The 18,342-nt window shown below is 59.8% G+C and carries 13 protein-coding genes and 2 pseudogenes; 5 read left to right on the top strand and 10 right to left on the bottom strand.

The genetic code is table 11. The annotated features are described in order from the left end of the window. Positions 1 to 1,102: 1,102 nt before the first annotated feature. Positions 1,103 to 1,687, bottom strand: a pseudogene (locus tag ACH79_RS43850) (thiamine pyrophosphate-binding protein); the annotation flags it as partial. Positions 1,688 to 2,009: 322 nt separating this feature from the next. Then, positions 2,010 to 2,264 (bottom strand): hypothetical protein, encoded by a 255-nt coding sequence (locus ACH79_RS13170; protein WP_161851409.1) that lies wholly within the window; start codon positions 2,262 to 2,264, stop codon positions 2,010 to 2,012. Between the two features lie 2,166 nt (positions 2,265 to 4,430). On the opposite strand from ACH79_RS13170, the gene ACH79_RS13160 reads away from it, so the two are divergent. Next, positions 4,431 to 4,748, top strand: a complete 318-nt coding sequence (locus ACH79_RS13160) for a hypothetical protein (protein WP_161851408.1) — start codon at positions 4,431 to 4,433, stop codon at positions 4,746 to 4,748. Between the two features lie 119 nt (positions 4,749 to 4,867). Here ACH79_RS13160 and ACH79_RS13155 read toward each other — a convergent pair whose 3' ends face one another. Continuing rightward, positions 4,868 to 5,326, bottom strand: coding sequence for a helix-turn-helix transcriptional regulator (locus ACH79_RS13155; protein WP_161851407.1), 459 nt, complete (start codon positions 5,324 to 5,326; stop codon positions 4,868 to 4,870). Positions 5,327 to 6,121: 795 nt separating this feature from the next. Here ACH79_RS13155 and ACH79_RS13150 point away from each other — a divergent pair. After that, complete coding sequence (locus ACH79_RS13150; protein ID WP_161851406.1) at positions 6,122 to 9,433, top strand: PAS domain S-box protein; 3,312 nt, start codon at positions 6,122 to 6,124, stop codon at positions 9,431 to 9,433. Here the strand turns inward: ACH79_RS13150 and ACH79_RS13145 are convergent. Further along, positions 9,400 to 9,792 (bottom strand): response regulator transcription factor, encoded by a 393-nt coding sequence (locus tag ACH79_RS13145; protein ID WP_161851405.1) that lies wholly within the window; start codon positions 9,790 to 9,792, stop codon positions 9,400 to 9,402. The genes ACH79_RS13150 and ACH79_RS13145 overlap by 34 nt on opposite strands. A 246-nt stretch (positions 9,793 to 10,038) precedes the next feature. Between ACH79_RS13145 and ACH79_RS13140 the strand changes: the two genes are divergently transcribed. Further along, positions 10,039 to 10,677, top strand: coding sequence for a response regulator transcription factor (locus tag ACH79_RS13140; RefSeq protein WP_161851404.1), 639 nt, complete (start codon positions 10,039 to 10,041; stop codon positions 10,675 to 10,677). A gap of 396 nt (positions 10,678 to 11,073) precedes the next feature. Here the strand turns inward: ACH79_RS13140 and ACH79_RS13135 are convergent, their stop codons facing one another. The 4 genes and pseudogenes from ACH79_RS13135 to ACH79_RS42935 all read right to left on the bottom strand — a co-directional run bounded on the left by ACH79_RS13135 (position 11,074) and on the right by ACH79_RS42935 (position 13,631). Beyond that, positions 11,074 to 11,436, bottom strand: coding sequence for a hypothetical protein (locus ACH79_RS13135; RefSeq protein ID WP_161851403.1), 363 nt, complete (start codon positions 11,434 to 11,436; stop codon positions 11,074 to 11,076). A gap of 233 nt (positions 11,437 to 11,669) precedes the next feature. Further along, entirely contained in the window at positions 11,670 to 11,879 is a 210-nt protein-coding gene (locus ACH79_RS13130) for a hypothetical protein (RefSeq protein WP_161851402.1), read from the bottom strand. Positions 11,880 to 12,562: 683 nt separating this feature from the next. Beyond that, positions 12,563 to 13,253: pseudogene (locus ACH79_RS13125) on the bottom strand (hypothetical protein); the annotation flags it as partial. A 117-nt stretch (positions 13,254 to 13,370) separates the two neighbouring features. Next, on the bottom strand, positions 13,371 to 13,631 hold the full coding sequence (locus ACH79_RS42935; RefSeq protein ID WP_202639389.1) for a hypothetical protein: 261 nt from the start codon (positions 13,629 to 13,631) through the stop codon (positions 13,371 to 13,373). Positions 13,632 to 13,988: 357 nt separating this feature from the next. Here ACH79_RS42935 and ACH79_RS13120 point away from each other — a divergent pair, with 357 nt between their 5' ends. Then, positions 13,989 to 14,216, top strand: a complete 228-nt coding sequence (locus tag ACH79_RS13120; protein ID WP_161851401.1) for a transposase — start codon at positions 13,989 to 13,991, stop codon at positions 14,214 to 14,216. A 301-nt stretch (positions 14,217 to 14,517) separates the two neighbouring features. Here the strand turns inward: ACH79_RS13120 and ACH79_RS13115 are convergent, their stop codons facing one another. Together ACH79_RS13115 and ACH79_RS13110 are read right to left on the bottom strand one after the other, a co-directional pair. Beyond that, the gene (locus tag ACH79_RS13115) at positions 14,518 to 14,784 is read right to left on the bottom strand and encodes a conjugal transfer protein TraD (protein WP_161851400.1); all 267 of its coding nucleotides are present in this window, start codon (positions 14,782 to 14,784) and stop codon (positions 14,518 to 14,520) included. Between the two features lies 1 nt (position 14,785). Continuing rightward, positions 14,786 to 15,112 carry a conjugal transfer protein TraD gene (locus tag ACH79_RS13110; RefSeq protein WP_161851399.1) on the bottom strand — a complete coding sequence of 109 codons (327 nt, stop codon included), beginning with the start codon at positions 15,110 to 15,112 and terminating at the stop codon, positions 14,786 to 14,788. 181 nt (positions 15,113 to 15,293) lie between these two features. Here ACH79_RS13110 and traA point away from each other — a divergent pair, with 181 nt between their 5' ends. Beyond that, a complete protein-coding gene (gene traA, locus ACH79_RS13105; RefSeq protein WP_161851398.1) occupies positions 15,294 to 18,257 on the top strand; it encodes a Ti-type conjugative transfer relaxase TraA in 2,964 nt (987 codons plus the stop codon). Positions 18,258 to 18,342 lie beyond the last annotated feature (85 nt).

The raw sequence follows: 18,342 nt of genomic DNA, 5'->3' as shown, positions 1-18,342 counted from the left end.
GTTCATTCGGTGGCTGCGTATGCCATCCTCATTTGTTGTTCGTCTGGTCATTGGATTACTTCTCATTCTCGGCGGCGTCTTTAGCTTTTTGCCCGTACTGGTCGTATGGATGTTACCTCTTGGCGTATTGCTAATCGCGCAAGATGTTCCTTTTTTGCAAAAGCCTTTGGTGGCAGCGTTTGCGTGGGGTCGAGAGAAAGTTCGAGTGACTGCGAGCGAAGTGGCGAGATAGGTAAAGAGTTGACCTAGCCGCTTAACCTTCGGACCGGTGGTCCAGTGCAAGCGTATTCGAGCGGTACTAGCCAAGATGCACAACCGCATAACCCGGCATGCTGGCGACTTACCAGCGAACGCGCGCTATTTAAAGAATCGGCCCGGGTCATCCCGCGAGACTCTTGCCGCGCGACTTGCCGGTCTCTTTCGCCTATGCCAATCACCGTGTTGCTGTTCAATGCTGCGCGCTGGCATAGCGAGGGCCTCGTGTCCTGACCTCCTGCAACTCGCGTTCCGTGAATGGAAAGGTCACGACAAAGGATGTACCTTCATCATCAAACCAGTGACCAATCCGACCACCCAGGCTCCTGGCAAGATTGTGCGCGATCCTCAAGCCGCGCACCGGCCTCGCTCTCGCCCTTCTCGGCCCGTTGTCCGAGACCGCGCAATGAACGAAGCTGCCTTCCCATGTCAACTCAATACTTATCTTGCCTTCTCGAGTGCCAAAGAAGCAAGCGTGGCGCCCCGCGTTTGTTACAAGGTCTTTAGCGACCAGCCCCAGCAGCCAGCAACGCTCGGTTTCCAGCGGCAAAGTATCCGCTGAAATGATCAGATTAATCTTCATTTGATGCAGTCTGGATGAATTGATTGCCCAACCGAGGTTGCGGAGGTATTCCGCAGCATCGACCAATTTGTCGCGATCCGGCATGGCCAACACAACATGGGCATGCCGGAGATCGACGAAGTCGTTCAGTGCCGTCTCGACATCGGAGCTTTCTGTCCGGACGGCAGCTCCAGAGACGAGATTGAACGCGGAAGCGAATTCGCTTCTGATCCGGTGACCGCGCTCACGCAGAAGCCCCCTCTCTTTCGACACTGGCGGACGATCGAGATCCTTCTGGGATGGAGCAACAACAGGCGTCGACGGCAGCAGGCCTGAGGCCTTGGGCAGAGGTGCATTCAGCGCCAACGGCGATGCTACGTCACCTGGTATCAGGACGAGCGAGACACCTCGCCTGCCAACCCCCTCACGGATCGCAGCTTCACCTGCGCGTGGCAGCTGGTGGGCGCCTGAGACGAGCTCGCAATGATGACTGCACTCCTGAAACCGCGTCTGCGGATGCGGCTCCTGCAAATAGCTACTCCCGATCTCGGCCGGCGGAATACGCGCGGCGACCGCAAGCACCGGAATGCTCGAACGTTGACACTCGAATAATCCATCGATCAGGTGCAGATTTCCGGTTCCGCAGCTTCCTGCGCAAACGGCGAGCAAACCGGTCAGGTGCGCCTCTGCACCTGCCGCAAACGCAGCCACTTGTTCGTGGCGCACATAGATCCACTCGATCTTGCCCTGACGACGAATGGCGTCTGCAAGGCCATTGAGGCTATCGCCCACGATCCCGTAAATCCGCTCTACGCCAGCGTTCGCCAGCACTTCGGCAAACTGGTCTGCGACGGTTCTCACGATGGACATCCTTTTCGAATTCGAGTGTGGGAGAAAGGAGATCACTGCCAGTTGGATTCTTGTCATCGTGGACTGGAAATCGACTGGACGAAGATACTGTTCCCTAAGCGTTGGCTTAGCGCGGCAAGCGAGCCTGAACTCAGCCGTCGGACGCGGTCCGACGCCGGCACGGAGGAGATGATCTCGTCCTGCACGTGCTCGTGCCTCGCTGTTGGGTCCTCGCTCGGGCAGATCGAGCAGCAGCACCGGTCGGTATGAAAAAAGGAAGATAGCAGTCCGGATCCGAACACGTTTTGCGCTTGCCTCACGTGCTTCTGATGACTGACTCGACTTAAGGAACGTGAATCATCGGCCCGTAGTAGGCGCCCCAGTGACGCCACACGTCGCGCTCGGCAAGACCACGGAAATCGCCAGAGCGATTACGGCAGCAGGCATGCCTGGATGCATTATTCGTGTCCGTCGCGGTATGCGCTTTGGCGTTCGCCGCACCGCGCTGTGACGTCATTTTGCTCTGCCGGGCCGTAGCGGGTGTTGCTAGTACGGCCGCGGCGATCAGTGCAGCAAACAACAGCTCGGGCTTGATCATACAAATTGCTCCATTGCACAGGGTCAGGTTGAATCTCGCGTTTCGGGCGGCTTCGTCACCGCGGCGAGAGACTTGTAGCGGAGCTGGCGTGACTAAAAATCCTGCAGTGTGCGCGCCGCACTAAACTTACGCTTAGAAACCCCTTACGCGCATCTAATCATCCGTACCCTCGTTCAATAGATTCCCGCAGCGGATGGAGTGAAGGTGCGTGACCAATTTTGATGACTATCTCTCCGATGAAGGCGCGAAGTCGTCATCAGGCCCACAAGATCAACCTAAGGAGTGATCCGATATGATTTTGAGAACCACGCGTCCTTGTACCGCAATGGTGGCAGCGCTGCTTTACGCCACAACTGTTTCCGCGCAGGAGAATCGCGGCACCTCGGAGCAGAGAGCCGCGTGTGCGCCCGACGCCTTCAGGCACTGCGGCAACTACATTCTTGACCCCACAGCGGTCGAAAGCTGCTTGAGGCAGAAGAAATCAGATCTCAACGATGCGTGTCGATCGGTTTTCGAGCAAAGCGCAGGCCAGCAGGAGAAAATGAACGAGTCGCGCCGTTATAGGGAGTAGTGGGCACGAAATGCTGTGCAGCACGGCAACTCCAATGCGGACGAACCTGTGAGACGAATGGCTCGTTCAAACCTATCTTGCCCCGAACAGGACATTCGTCGACCTGCCGGCGCTGATCAACGAGATGGATCCACTGCGCGACTTCAGCGAAGCCTGTCGCCGCGCACTGCAACGGGCTCATCGGCGCTGAGCTTGTTACCCGAAGCGCCTGTCTAAAACGCGGGCGAAGGGGTTCCGGCGAGCTGCACAAGCAGTTTGCCAAATGAACCTGAGCGCTAAATCAAAGGAGAAACATGATGTTTCGTAAAGCTCTTCTCACCGCGTCCATGAGCGCAGTGCTCGGTATGGCGGCAATGATGCCAACCACCGCGCTCGCATTCGGCCCTCCTCCCGGTCCTCCCCCTGGTCTAGGTGGTCCGCCTCCTGGCCTTGGCGGACCGCCGCCTGGCCTCGGTGGTCCTCCTGGCATTGGTGGCCCTCCTCCGGGTTTTGGTGGCCCGAGCGGTGGTCCTCCTCGCGCGGGACTCGGTGGTCAGCCTCGGCTTGGCGCTAATGCGCCTCGTTTTTCGGGTGGTCGCGGTTTCGAAGGACGTTCTGCGGCTCTCCGGGCCGGGTCTTCATCCTACGGCTACGCTCGCTCCGGTTACTCGGGGTCTGGCTACGGGTACGGCTCGTATGGTTCCAGATACCACAACGCGTACCGGGCGTATGCGGCGGGTGCCGCGACCGGGGCCGCAGCCGCATCTAGCTATGGCTCGAGTTATGGGTCGAGCGACGATGGCTGCTACTACATTTCCACCTACAGGCGAGGTGCCTACAGGCGCGTTCTGGTCTGCCGCTGAGACTGAATAGGGATACCCCCTGACTCCCCCCGGTACTGCGCGTACCGGGGTTGGTCTTTACAGCCTTTGTCTCAAATGATCGTGCCCAACGAAAGAGGGTCGAATGCCAACTCGCCTACCTTTGGCCGGAACGGGAGATGTAGTGCCTGGCCTTGCGGTTGCATGCCTCAACCTGATTGTGGCTTTGGCGCTGGTGGCTGTTAGCCTGTTGCTAGTGCTTGGAGTTTCTTCGGTCGCCTGGTTTTACGATCGCGATAAAGAGATTCAGCCAATCCACGGTCGCGCAGAGCGGAAGGCGTTGGCATGACGCCGGCAAGATCATCAGGCCGTCGCGATGCGATGGCGCCTCTTCCTCCAGAACTTCGTTCATAGGGACCGCAAGCCACCAAAAAAAGGACCGATAGCGCAATGCGCTATCGGTCCAAAATGACCCGGGCGCTTCGGCAATTCGCCGGCGCCTCCTGAGCGTCTCGGGAGGAAGTCGCTCGATCTGCGGGTCGCGTCGAACGGAATCGATTGGGACTATCGGCTTCAGTTCGACGCGATATCCTTAACGGACCCCCGACCTTCAAGTCTTGTACCCAGTTGACGCGAACTGCCATGTCTTCACCGCAGACTGCTTGCGAAGCGCGTCTTGCTCGATCAGCCAATGTCATTTGAACAAAATGATCCCGAAAGTCGCGAGCCCATACGCGAGATTAAATCGAATAACTTGCAGAGATCATCGCGGACCCCAAGAACTTGGAGTGGCGCATGATCAGATTTGCCATCTTCTTTATTGTTATGGCGATCAATGTCTCAACAATTCCTGCCCTCGCCTCGCAATGCGCTTCGTCGAAAGAGATCGGCGCCTCGCTGGCGCGTTGGGCGGCCATTCGCAGGCAATTTGTCAACGCCACCGACCACCAGATGGCATGTCGTGTCTTTGCTGCCTCATTCTACGAATCGGTAGCTGCGCGTCAGGCGGCCGCCATTTGCGTCCGCGACGCCGACCGCAATCTGGATATTGGCGCGATTAATTCCGAGATCGACGCTTTCAACAACTTGCTAGCGGTTAAGTGCGGCAGTTGACAGAAATGTAGCCGGATTGAAATCCGTGGCTCGACCGAGAGATCGGCAAGCCAGGTCAATCGAGCCGACGCAACAGTGATGCCAATTGTCTTCTGCCAAACAAACGTGACACCAAGAGCTTACGGAGTGAGCCAACGATAGTGGCGCGGCGACATTCCGACGTGCTGACGGAACCGCCGGGCGAAATGGCTTTGATCTACAAATCCTGCCGCATGCGCGATCTCTGACAGCGGCATATCGGTGGCAGACAGCAGCTTCATGGTCAACTGAACGCGCCGGCGCATCAGATATTCGTGCGGAGTGACGCCGATGGACTGTTTGAATGCTCGAACGAAATACGAAACTGACAAGCTGGCGAGGTTTGCCAGCACCTCGACGGTGATGCGTTGTTCGATATTGTTGTCAATATACTCGCTTATCCGCCGTACGATACTGGGAGGCAATCCGCCTCGGATGTAGCCACCTGGCGCGGAACTTATCTCCCCATCGGACCGTGAGACAGATTGCGTTTTGCAGGGAATCAGTTGAACCGCTTGCATCAAAGCTTCGCTTGCCTGTTCGCCTGGTGCCCTCAACATGACGTACCTCCCTTCAGATCAGCGTGCGATTCGCCTTGAAGTGAGCAGGCTCGGCACGCGATGCCCGCTCGACCATGTGGTGAAAGATGATCGGAGGCCCGCTTTTCGCCAATCGCGCAGGCGTCTAACCGCGCGATACTTTCAGGGGCACGAGTGTTCTCGAAGACCCACGCAACTAAGCCAAAGCAGTAGCTTCTTCATCGATGGATGATCCGCCTCCGACCCGGGTCCAATGGATCGGGGACCACAATCATCAAGATACTGTTCCAAGAGCATTTCGCAAACCTTCCATGACGCGTTGGCGCCTCGCCGACCCGAAGCACCAAACTTGCGCTAGCGCCGGAGTCACCTAGCCGTAGTACAGGTGGAAGGCGACGGCCATAAAACCGGCGGGCCTTGCAGATTCGAGAGCCAACAACGCCGAGCCAGGGTAGCAAAACCGACAATCGGGTATAAAATGTGCGTTCCGGCACCTGGAACTGCCACGGCCCGGCTAAATGCTTTAGCAGTATGGGCAATGTCGGTTTCACCCCTGCCCGGTTCTCTCGGCCTCAGGCACTCGCACGCTTGGGGCGGAAGAACGGAGACAGCCCCGGCATGCGGATGACCGTTCGGAGATCTGCCGCCAAAAGCGCCAGGAGTGCGCAAGCGGAAGCACCACACTCGAGACGCCCGCGGGGTCGACCCGTTGTCCGCGTCTCCGCAGCTCTCGTGCGCGTCGTTAGGCGCGCTCTTGGTGCAGGGATTGCGCACAAGCGGAGACGCCAATTACAAGCCGTTGCTGCCCAATTCCTGTTGGGTATCACCGGCCTGGCATTGATCACCTTCGTCTGCTTTCACCTTGACTTTGGGGTTGCGAGGACGGGCTTTGTTTTTGTCATTCTGATCGCGCTGGTTTCGCTGCTGGGCAGCACTAGCACCTCGGTCGTTTTGTCGTTCTTGGCCGTAGCGTGCCTGAACTACTTCTTCGCGCCGCCATTGTTCGAGTTTCGCGTTGATGTTCCGGATGACATTGAAAGGATGGCGGTGTTCTTGACGACGTCGCTGGTCGTAAGCGCGCTGACGAGCAAGCTTAAGCGCTCGGAGAATGAGCTACGTCAAAATCAATACAAGTTGGAAAAGGCACAGCGGATCGCGCATTTTGGATGGTGGGAACGAGATTTCACGACCAAACATGTGTCTCTTTCGGACGAGGTTTCCCGGATTTTCGGAGTGCAGCCGGTTGATCTGCCGGAGTGGCATGGACGATGGCTAGACTTGATTCACCCGGAAGACCGGGCGAGAGCAGCCGAAGCCGCTGCGGCTGCGCTAAGCCCCGGCGGTCCGCGTTACGACGTGGAATATAGGGTGGTGCGTCCTGACGGCACCCTGCGCGTGATCCACAGTCAAGGTGATGTCACTTGGGACCACTCGGGGCGGGCTCTTCGCCAGTTTGGCGTTCTGCACGATATCACGGAGCTGAAACAGACGGAGCGGGAGCTGCGCGCGAGCGAGGCGCGCTTCCGCACCTTGGTGGACCACGCATCCGATGCGTTCTTTCTCTACAATGAGGATGCGACGGTTCTCGATGTGAATCGCCAGGCGTGCGAAAACTTGGGCTATCGCCGCGACGAACTGATCGGGAGGACCGCGTTCGACTATGGTCCGGATCTGACACCGGAGCTTCTGCTACGCATCCGGGAGCGTCTGCGGGCGGGGAAAACTGTGACCTATGATGGTCGTCATCGTCGAAAGGATGGAACCGTGTTTCCCGTCGAGGTGCGCATCCGGCCGTTCTGGCACGAGGGCCAATTGCTGGCCGTTTCCCTGGACCGCGACATCACCGCGCGCAAGCGGGCGGAAGAAACGCTTCGCGAGAGTGAAGCCAAATTGGAAGAAGCTCAACGCGTCGCACATGTCGGCTATTGGGAATATGATTTTGTCACACGCCGCTACACCTTCTCATCCGAGACCTTCCGCATCTTTGGGCTGACGCCTCGGGAAAGCACAAGCGCTCGCGAAGTATTTAAGCTGGTGCACTCGGAGGACCGCGACATCTTCAACAAAGCCATTACGTTGGCCGTGAATGGCGGTCCTCGCTACGACACGGAATACCGCGTGGTCCAACCGGATGGCGTGGTCCGCTTCGTCCACTCCCAAGGCGATGTGAGATGGGACTCGGGCCGGGCAATCAGCATGTTCGGCACCGTTCAAGACATCACCGATCGGAAGCTGGCTGAACAGGCGCTACGCGCCAGCGAGGAGCGCTTTCGCACCCTCGTGCAGTTCTCCTTCGACGTATATTGGGAGAGCGACGCGCAGCATCGCTTTATCCGCCAAGAGTTCGCTGAAGGGTTAGCTGACGCGCCGGCGCCGGGCTCCGAGATCGGCAAGACTCGGTGGGAAGTGCCCTACCTTCAGCCTGACGAGGAGGGCTGGCGCAAGCACCGTGAGACACTCGATGCGCACCTGCCATTCCGAGATTTTGAGCTCGCTCGACCTGCGCCCGATGGCGGCAAGCGCTACGTGTCTGTCTCTGGGTTGCCGGTATTTGACGGGGCGGGACGCTTCATCGGCTATCGCGGGGTCGGACGGCACATCACCGAACGCAAGCGGGCGGAGGACGAGCTGCGCGCGAGCGAGGAGCGTTTTCGTACCGTCGTTCATTTCTCCTTCGAAGTGTACTGGGAGACAGACACACAGCATCGCTTCACCCGCGTGGAGTATGCTCCAGGGCTAGTTGAGGCGCCGGTGTCGGAAATAGGCAAAAGGCCTTGGGAACTGCGCAACTTCGAGGCTGACGCCGAAGCCTGGCGCAAGCACCGCGAAGCCGTTGATGCTCACCTGCCATTTCGAGACTTCGAGATTGCGCGACGCACTCCCGACGGTAGTAAGAGGTACATGTCCGTTTCTGGGCTGCCCGTATTTGACGAGTCGGGAGGTTTTGTCGGCTACCGCGGAGCGGGACGCGACATCACCGAGCGCAAGACGGCAGAAGAGGCACTCCGGCGCAGCGAAGCCTATTTAGCCGAAGCACAGAGGCTGAGCCATACCGGCACCTCGGTCTCTAACGCGAGCGGCAATCTCTACTGGTCGGAGGAATGTTACCGAATCTGGGAGCTTGACCCGCTGCAGGGTCTGCCGACCGGTAAGGCGGTTCTGCAACGTATCCATCCAGACGATCGCGACAGAGTGCGGGAAGAGATCCGGAAGGACTTGCACCAAAAGAGAGAGCAAGCGATCGAATTTAGAATCGTCCGTCCCGACGGGACAGTCAAACATGTCGAAACCTTCTCCCATTCTATGTTCTCCGCGCAGGGAGAGATTGTTGAGGTTGTCGCCACACACGTCGATGTGACTGAACGCAGACGCGCGCAAGAGCTGGAATCAGATCTCGCGCACATGAATCGCTTGAGCATCATGGGAGAGTTGACCGCTTCGCTGGCGCACGAGATTCTGCATCCGATTGCAACCGCCCGCAACAATGCTCGTGCGGGAATGCGCTTCTTGGAAATGAGTCCGCCGAACCTAGCTGAAGCCATGGAAGCGCTTGGGTGTGTCGTCAGGGATGCCGACCGATCGAAGGACATCGTCGACCGCATTCGTAATCACATCAAGAAAGCGCCTCCACGAATCGAGCCTTTCGACCTCAACGAAGCAATTGGTGAGGTGCTTGTGATGGTGCAAAACGCAATCGAAAGGAATAGAGTGTCCGTCCGCACCTCTCTTGTGGATCAAATGTCTTGCGTTCGGGGCGACCGCGTTCAAGTGCAGCAGGTGCTTCTCAATTTGATCCTGAACGCCGTAGACGCAATGAGCTCGGCCGAGGAAGGAGCGCGCGAGTTAACGATCAGCACCGAGCCAAGCCAGACGGAGGGCATCCTCGTCGCGGTGCGCGATTCAGGACCAGGAATTAATCCTGAACATCTCGATCAAATCTTCAACCCCTTCTACACGACAAAGACGAGTGGGATCGGAATGGGGCTTTCGATTTGTCGATCCATCATCGATGCCCATGGCGGGCGGTTGTGGGCAGAGGCCAATCAACCTCGAGGGGCCATTCTTCAGTTCACTCTGCGGCCGGCGTGGAAGACTCATGAGTCCTCCTCACACGGCCTCCCGAATTGAAGAGCCGAGCGAATGCACCGCTCGAGACGCTCGTCATCCACGGGCTTGGCGAGATAGCAAATCACCCCGTCCTTCAACGCGCGGTTACGGAGAGTGTCGTCCGGGTATGCGGTGATGAGAATCGTCGGGATCCGATGTCCCGCATCAACCAGGTGCCTGTGAAGTTCGACCCCGGTCATTCCAGGCATGTGAACATCCGCGACCAGGCAGGCGGTCTCAGCCAACAGGGGCGAGACCAGGAAACTCGCCGGCGACGGAAACGCTTCGACCGTGTAGCCTAGCAGGCTCATGAGTTTCTTCATGGATTCGCGAAAGGGCTGATCATCCTCGACGATCGAGATGAGTCTATGTTCCGGCATTGCGGCTTCCAGGCAGTTGCTCCGCCGGCGCGCCCCAATACACCTCGCGCCTGTATAGCAACTTTTACTTTCCGCCCAGGTTCGCGACAAAGCAATGCCGCGCTCGTAAACCATCGCTTATGTACCCGGCCGCCGGCTTAGTTTTCCGGCCAGTGGCGTAGTTAAAGGGGGCTGTTCCTTGACCTGTTATAAGGTAGAATGAACATTATTGCAGGGAACCAATGCATGGCCCTCCAGGGTACGGGGATGCGTGATACCAACCCCAGTGTCTTGATTATCGATGATGATCCCGAGTTTCGCGACTCGGTGGGGCGGCTATTGCGGACAGTCGGGCTGGACACTCAGCAATTTTCATCTGTTGCTGAATTTTTCAATGCCGATCCCCACACTGACGGCCCGACCTGCCTCGTGCTCGACGTGAGATTGCCAGGGCTAAGCGGTCTCGAGCTTCAGCGCGAGCTTGCCGCCGCGAACAGGCAGCTGCCAATCGTCTTCATCACAGCGCACGGCGACATCCCGATGACCGTGCGAGCAATGAAAGGGGGAGCCATAGAGTTCCTCACGAAACCGTTTCGTGATCAGGACCTTATCGATGCGGTCGAGATTGGTCTAGCCCGCGATCGCGCCCGTCGAGAGAGTGACAAGGCAATGGCTGCGCTCAGGGAACGTTTCGACACACTCAGCTCCCGCGAGCGCGAGATCATGATCCAGGCCACGGCTGGCCGCCTCAACAAACAGATCGCCAACGACGTCGGTATCGCCGAATCTACAGTGAAGGTGCATCGGACCAACCTGATGCGAAAGATGAAGGCCCGCTCGCTTCCGGAGCTCAGTCGAATGGCGGACATGCTCAAGCTGACGTCAGAAAAGCCGCACCGCTCCTGACGTCGCTGACGATTTACGAGCGTGGCCGTTACGCTCTCCCTGAGGCAAGACGAACGTTGCTGAACTATAAAGCTCAGCGTCTCTCGACGCCCGCTGAAAACGCCTCTTCCCTCATCGCCTCTACACGTTGGCTTAGCGTGGCCCACCGCAAGCGAATCCCACACCACCCACGTGCAATGGATTGCAACTCTCTGAATCACGATGTTCGTCTGCGCGGCACCGTTGCCGTTGTCTGCTCCGTCGCTTCGGATGGCCACGCGTTGACCATAGCGGCGGGTTCTAAGTATTCTTCGTCGATAGAAATCGACGATCTTGATTGTGCAACGCTGGCCGTTGCTCGAAACCAGCAAAGCATGCGCAAACGATAAGGCCAATGAAAAATGCGGAGTTTGCGTCCTACTGGTTTCGTTGCGCGGTCCAATATCCCGAGCAGCGCCCACCTCCTGCACGCCCGCTCCAGATCCCGCGGCCAGAGTCTGCGGTGAGCTTTCCCGAACCTGATGCGTATTTGTCGTGCACGGTCACCGACGCGCGGACCGCGCCCGATCTTGCGACGGAACCCCTGAATTTCACCAGATTGGGATGAGTTACAATCCCATCGGTTACGTTGACCGAGAAAGTGTAGGCCGCATCGCAGCTTCCGCGTTGGGTAAAAAAGACGAGGTTCCAGGGACCGTCGTAAGAGGTTCGGGCCTCGGCAGCCGTCGCCGAGATAAAACCAGCACAACAAATGACACTCGCGATCAGGAGCTTCTTCATGATGTTCTCTCCAAAGGAGTTACTGGACAACAAATCCGCATCGTGGCGTCGGAGGGTCAGCCTTAGTCGAGCACCCACCTTCACCAAAACGCGTTTTCTTCCTCCGACAGTCAAGCACTACGCGATGGATTCGATGTCCGATTGGGTCGAACACCGAGTTCGTGAGACGTAGCCATTTCTTCAGACGATTTCAGCCTTTACCAGGAGGGCGGGCTGCAAAACTCCCCATCAGGTCACCACTCGCGTTCAGCGCTAGCAGCCGATCGATCGCCCGCTTTGGCCGCATCGTCATGCGACGCTTTCGCAGCTCGCCGCTGGTAGTCGTCTGCAAGGGCCTTAAGCTGACCCGCGATCGCTCGGTCGGTCATGGTTTGGGCAGCACGGAGCAAAGTCTTTGCCGTCTCAAGATACTCCTTGCCTCGTTGCGAGATCTGCATCGTCATAAAGCCCTCGCGCGGTCCTCTCGCAGCTGGTCGAAGGCGATTTGGAACCAGCCCACCCAGTTGCGGTCACTTTCGCGGCGAGCCCTGAAGCGATCGACGCACTTCTTGGAACAAAGCGGGGTTCGCCACGAGTAGTGCCGGACGAGACCAAACTTGCCATCACAGACTGCGCATCGCGTTGCTTTGCCAAAGCTAGGGCTTTCGGAGCAATTGGGCATGTTGTCTCCTCTTCGCTTTATCGTAGCTGTTCGTTGATCATCCGTTTCTCATCTGTGCGCTTTTTCAACGTATGCAGCCTAGCCCGATCGGGATCGGCGGCTCAATTGTGCGTAGGTAGACGTCGGGCCTCTAAAGGGGCACGGAACAATACGAAGGCTTATGGCGCTCGGCCCTAAGCCGACCACTCGGCCCATGAAGTTAGTGCCGCGCGGCGCCGAAGCTCCGATAAAGCTGCCGACAGAGGTGGGGCGGCGTCTGGAATTCTCTTGGGGGCCTGCCGCTCCTAACAGCACCGAGAGAGAGGGCTACCCGCTACTCTCCAGGCTGGGCGGCGCCCCTCACCGCCCGTCCGCCCATAGCCTCAACAGCCTTGGTTGATGTCGGCTGCGCTGAATCTGTCTCAGTCGCACCGCGCTGCTTACGAAGCGATTCCGCCCCGGTACCGCTGCGGCGGGACCGTCCGACTGAGCGATCATATCGGTCGTGACGAGATTGGTCAGTCGCAATTCTTCCCGAGACAGTTCATGCAGATCGTCCCACGGCGGGACGTTTAGAGACAGCAACAACAGGTCACCCGTCCCGCCCAAGTCGAAGGTGTACTTGGCGAGACGCCCGATATCGCGTTCCACGATCATCAGATCATCTGCGTTGTAGACCGCCGCCTTGGCGTCCTTGGCGCGGTCAGCCAACCAGATCTGATGCACCCGAACATGGGCAGTCACGGGCACGTAACGCGTCTTGCCTGACAGAAGCAGGAATACGCACATCGATTCGCAATACGCCACCGGCGTCGCCATGTTAGCAGGGGCCTCCTGCGCGGTATTGGTCTGCACGCTCGTGCCGACGGTGGTCAGCGCCCCCCAGATTGCGCCAGCGCCGTCCAAGCGCGATTGCGTCGTTGACCGAACCGCCGCTGGAATCCAGCACGATGTTCGTGCCGCGGAGCCGTCGGTCGCGCGCGAATTCGTCGAAATCTCCTGGCGTATTTGCGGTCACGACGCCAACCGCGCTGACCCAGCCCCCGCAATTCGGTTGGCAAGCGACCCAGCTGAACTTCATCGGCAACTTCCGTGCTTCGAGGGCCACGCAGGCATGCGCCGAACTACACAGCATGGCTCCCAATGCGATGCAAAGGGCGGCGCAAATCAGCAGCATCCAACCGCGGATTTCTGCCCAACGAGCGTGAGCAAAGGTTAGATCGCAGGTTCGATCGCACTTCGAGGTTTCGGCCCTAGAGCTTGTCGATCGAGACGGCAAAGAGCGATACCCTTTTCATGAGGATGATTTCGTAACTTCGGTCTGGCTATCGGGCTGGCGCTGCCCAGCCGGCGGTACGGGTTGAGGATCAGCTCCTAGCCAGGGCTGATGCTTGGCGCGCCATTTTCGGCCGGGGCCACGCATGTAGTGCAGCCCGGGCCGGTAACTGTCGCGCACGTCCCTGATCAGGTTGTAAATGACACTAGCCAAGTCGCAGGCTGACTCAGCCGCCTTGCGAGCAAAACCCGACAGTGAGGTTGCTTCCATGATGCTCATCACCGGAACTCCTCCCGCTATCCTGTCGCTCGACACATCGAGCCGGTCACACGCTAAGCATAGTCAAGAGGAACGGATGGAACTATTGAACAGAGGTCGACTCACAATGTTCGTTGGTTGAGGAGAGCATACCTAGGTTTTAATCCGCCTACCTGGTCCATGCAACTGATGGGAACGTCGCACTTGGTTCGCGCATCCCCGTTAGCGCTCGCCTCGGCATATTCATGATCTCGCGATACGACGTTTCGGCGCGCCCCGAAATGGTGACCACTTGATCGCGCAGATGTCCGATTTGCTCATATTCTTCCGGCGAAGGCCGCCTTGCCTGATATGCTGTGGCGGTGAAGACATAGGCGTATGACTGGGCATACGCCTGTTCCGAAGACCTCGCGGCTTGACGTTATCTCGACGGGCACCCGGCGCCGTTGGACGTTGGAAGAGAAGCACCGGATCGTGGCGGAGAGCTATAGCGGGCCCCGGCTTGTGTCGGTGACGGCGCGGCGAAACGGGCTGTCCGCGAGCCAATTGTTCACGTGGCGCCGTCTGGCTCGGAAAGGCCGGCTTGTCGAGGCGGATGAGACATAGTCCTGTCCGCCGCGCGGGCGTCCTCGCTTGCGGGTCTGAGCCAGTGCAGCGGCAGGATGACGGGGTCCGTTTTGCGGCAGTCTCCATTGCGCCAGATCGGCAACCGTTGACGGCGCCCTCCGGAACCAGCGGTACGATCTAGATTGAGTTCGCGGCCGAGGCTCGCATGCGGATCACAGGCGCGGTGACGCGGCGACGCTGACCGCACTTGTGGCGGCGCTGCAGAGGCAATGTTGGGCGCCAATTCAAAGCCCGCTTGCAACCATCGGTCTTCGCATAGTTGACATACCATTGTCGTGGTTCAACGACGAGCTGCTGGATCGGATCGATCTGTCCCCTTGTGTGCCGTCGGGTCCGCCTCGAACGCTTGCTTCCCCTTTGCTGACCACAGCGCTCGCGCCCGTTCGCCTTGATCGCTTTGGAGCTTGTCGGCGATCCAGAGCAGCGCGCCGAGCATGGTGGCGCGATCATCGCCGATCAGGTTGATGAGTCCGGCTTTCACGACGAGGCCGCCGAGTTCGATGAGGTGCCGCGTTCGTTTGCGGCGCTCGACCTGCCATGTGCGCACGTCATGTCGCGCCCTTGCGGCCTGACACCGGTTGCGCGCCGCCCGGTTGCGCCGGAGCGCCGTCCGTGTCGCGGTCAGTTGTCGGTGCATTTCGCCGCGACCATCCCTGAAAGAACGCGGCCCCGCGCCTGGCCCAAGCCTCCCTCTTTCCGGCCTCTTTTGTCTCCACCAGCACGATCAGCGCACCCGCCAGTTCATTGGCAGTGAGTGTGTCAGCCCCGGTGGCGATAACCAGTTCGCCGAGCTGCCGCACCTTGCGGGTTTTCAGCTCACGCGCCTTGTCTTCGAGCGATTTCAGCTCCGCGTCAAAGTCCCGAGGTTTGCGCATCATATCCTCCGTAAGCTGTGTAAGCTGTCGATGGAGCAATAGTAATTGAGCAGCCTGCGGAATGCTGTAAGGCTGCCGGGATAGCCTGGGACGGGGTAGTCCCGCCCGAGAATTTTTCGAGGGAGGGCGCGCTTATACGTCGTTCCGACGTGCGCTTGACCGTGCCACTGATCTGATCGCGATGGCGATCTATCATCTTCACGTCAAGGTCATTGGCCGCAAGTCTGGCTCCAGCGCGGTGGCGTCAGCCGCCTACCGTTCGGGCTCGCGGCTGCGCGACGAGCGGCTTGATCGCAGCCACGATTTTTCCGCAAAGCGCGGCGTCGTCCATGCCGAGGTGCTGCTGCCGGAAAACGCGCCGGAGGCATGGGGCGACCGCGAACGGCTCTGGAACGAAGTCGAGGCGTTCGAAGTCCGCAAGGACGCGCAGCTTGCCCGCGAGGTCGAATTCGCGCTTCCCCGCGAGATGACCCAGGCTCAGGGGATCGAACTCGCCCGCGACTTCGTTCGGGGCGAATTCGTGGATCGGGGCATGATCGCCGATCTCAATGTGCATTGGGACATGGCCGAGGACGGCATAGCGAAACCCCATGCCCATGTCATGTTGACCATGCGCGCAGTTGACGAGACCGGTTTTGGCCAGAAGGTGCGAGACTGGAACCGCACCGAGATGGTCGAGCGCTGGCGTGAACGCTGGGCAGAGCTTGCCAATGAGCGGCTGGCCGAGCTCGACATCGACGCGCGTATCGACCACCGCAGCCTCGAAGCGCAGGGCATCGCACTGGAGCCGCAAAGCCAGATCGGTGCGCCCGCCAAACGTATTGAGGATCGGGGCATCGAGGGCGAAGGGACCGAAGCCGACCGCGCCGAACTGCACCGGGAGATCGCGCGCGGCAATGGCACACGGATCATCGCTGATCCTTCCCTCGGGTTGGATGCAATCACGCATCAGCAATCGACCTTCACGGGCCGGGATATGGCGAGGTTCGCGCATCGTCACAGCGACGGCATCGCCCAGTTCAATGAGGTCATGGACGCGATGCGCGGAGCGCCCGATCTGGTTGAACTCGGCAGGGACGCTCGCGGCGAAGATCGCTTCACCACGCGAGCGATGATCGAAGCTGAACAGCGTCTGCATCGTGCGGCGGAACATATGGCGGAGCGCGAACGCCATGAGGTGCGGAACAGAGACCGCCGAGCGGCGCTGGCCCGGGCGGCAGAACGCGGCCTTGTTCTTTCGGGCGAGCAGGCGGACGCGCTGGCGCATGTCACGGACGGGTGCGACCTTGGGATCGTGGTCGGCCATGCCGGAACGGGAAAGAGCGCGATGCTGGGCGTAGCGCGGGAGGCCTGGGAAGCGGCGGGCTACGAGGTCCGGGGCGTCGCCCTGTCCGGCATCGCTGCGGAAAATCTCGAAAGCGGATCGGGCATTGCGTCCCGCACCATCGCCAGCATGGAGCATGGCTGGGGACACGGCCGCGATCTTCTCACTGCGCGCGACGTTCTGGTCATCGACGAGGCGGGTATGGTCGGCACGCGCCCGTTGGAGCGCGTCCTATCGCATGCGGCAGAGGCCAACGCGAAAGTCGTGCTGGTCGGCGATGTCAAGCAGTTGCAAGCTATCGAAGCTGGCGCTGCGTTCCGTTCGATCCATGAACGTCACGGCGGCGCGGAAATCGGCGAGGTGCGCCGTCAGCGAGAGGATTGGCAGCGGGACGCCACGCGCGATCTGACAACCGGCAGAACCGGCAATGCCTTTGAGGCCTACCGCTCCCACGGCATGGTGCATGAGGCCCAAACCCGCGAGCAGGCGCGCGGCGATCTGATCGAGCGCTGGGATCGCGACCGGCAGGCAGCACCGGAGCGCAACCGGATCATCCTCACCCACACCAACGACGAGGTCCGCGCGCTGAACGAGGCGGCGCGGGAGCGGATGCGGGCTGCGGGCGATCTGGGCGAGGACGTGCGGCTCATGGTCGAGCGCGGTGCGCGCCACTTCGCCCGCGGAGACCGCGTCATGTTCCTGCAAAACGAGCACGGGCTCGGCGTAAAGAACGGCACGCTCGGGATTGTCGAGCAGGTCAGCGCGCAATTCATGACCGTGCAGACCGACGACGGCCGATCCGTTCGCTTCGATCTCAGGGATTATAACCGGATCGACCATGGCTATGCCGCAACCATCCACAAGGCCCAGGGTATGACAGTAGACCACACCCATGTGCTGGCGACACCGGGCATGGACGCCCATGGCAGCTATGTCGCCCTGTCGCGGCATCGAGACGGCGTGGACCTGCATTATGGCCTCGACGATTTTGCCAGTCAGGACCGGCTTGTCCGCACCCTGTCGCGCGACCGGGCCAAGGACATGGCTTCGGATTACGAACGCGCCGATCCGGCCCAAAACTATGCCGAACGACGTGGGATCACCTTCCGCGAGCGTGTGGCCAAGATCGTGCGCAAAGTCGTGCCCGAGAGGGTGCGCAACATATTCGATGGCCTGCGCCCGTCTGCCGAAGCTGTGCCTGGCACGGACAACGCGCGAAAGCCGCGACGGGAAGCGCCGGAAAGGAAGGCGGTGGAAGACCCTGAAGGGGCGTTGCGTAAGGCCCGCACGAAGGCTCTCATCCGTCATGCCCGAGCCGTGAATGCGATCTTCGATATGCAGGACCAAGGCGGCGAGGCAAGTCCCGAGCAGGTGAAGGAATTGCAGGAGGCCCGCGAGGTCTTCGAGGAGGTGCGGCCCTACGGCTCGCACGACGCCGAAGCGGCCTACAAGAAGGACCCGGAACTCGCCCTTGAAGCCGCTTCGGGCAACTCCGCCCGCGCCGTCCGCGCGCTCCAGCTCGAAACCGAACTGCGCACCGATCCGGGCCGCCGCGCCGACCGTTTCGTGGAACGCTGGCAGAAGCTCGACCACACCAGCCAGCGTCAGTATCAGGCGGGCGACATCGCCGGCTACAAGGCGGCGCGCTCGGCGATGGGCGACATGGCAAAAAGCCTTGAACGCGATCTGCAACTGGAATCCATCCTCGCCAACCGCAAGCGGGATCTCGGCATCGCGTTTGAATCAGGCCGCCGGCTCGGCCAGGAATTGGCCTTCACTCACGGCATCGACATTGGCAGAGGCCGGGGCATCGGAATTTGACCCATCCGATTTACCGCCGACTCTTCGCCAAAGTACGGCGGCGTGTAAGACCCGCTTGCGTGCCCTTGAATGCCTGCCCTGTCTG

Source organism: Bradyrhizobium sp. CCBAU 051011 (genome assembly GCF_009930815.1).
Taxonomy (GTDB): Bacteria; Pseudomonadota; Alphaproteobacteria; order Rhizobiales; family Xanthobacteraceae; genus Bradyrhizobium.
The sequence above is the reverse complement of the archived record's forward strand: the minus strand, read 5'-3'. Positions and strand labels throughout refer to the sequence as shown.

Bases quoted from the DNA above. Each gene is read 5' to 3' on its own strand.
- ACH79_RS13170 (WP_161851409.1), bottom strand. From the start codon at position 2,264: ATGATCAAGCCCGAGCTGTTGTTTGCTGCACTGATCGCCGCGGCCGTA.
- ACH79_RS13160 (WP_161851408.1), top strand. From the start codon at position 4,431: ATGATCAGATTTGCCATCTTCTTTATTGTTATGGCGATCAATGTCTCA.
- ACH79_RS13155 (WP_161851407.1), bottom strand. From the start codon at position 5,326: ATGTTGAGGGCACCAGGCGAACAGGCAAGCGAAGCTTTGATGCAAGCG.
- ACH79_RS13145 (WP_161851405.1), bottom strand. From the start codon at position 9,792: ATGCCGGAACATAGACTCATCTCGATCGTCGAGGATGATCAGCCCTTT.
- ACH79_RS13140 (WP_161851404.1), top strand. From the start codon at position 10,039: ATGCGTGATACCAACCCCAGTGTCTTGATTATCGATGATGATCCCGAG.
- ACH79_RS13135 (WP_161851403.1), bottom strand. From the start codon at position 11,436: ATGAAGAAGCTCCTGATCGCGAGTGTCATTTGTTGTGCTGGTTTTATC.
- ACH79_RS13130 (WP_161851402.1), bottom strand. From the start codon at position 11,879: ATGACGATGCAGATCTCGCAACGAGGCAAGGAGTATCTTGAGACGGCA.
- ACH79_RS42935 (WP_202639389.1), bottom strand. From the start codon at position 13,631: ATGAGCATCATGGAAGCAACCTCACTGTCGGGTTTTGCTCGCAAGGCG.
- ACH79_RS13120 (WP_161851401.1), top strand. From the start codon at position 13,989: ATGACTGGGCATACGCCTGTTCCGAAGACCTCGCGGCTTGACGTTATC.
- ACH79_RS13110 (WP_161851399.1), bottom strand. From the start codon at position 15,112: ATGCGCAAACCTCGGGACTTTGACGCGGAGCTGAAATCGCTCGAAGAC.
- traA (WP_161851398.1), top strand. From the start codon at position 15,294: ATGGCGATCTATCATCTTCACGTCAAGGTCATTGGCCGCAAGTCTGGC.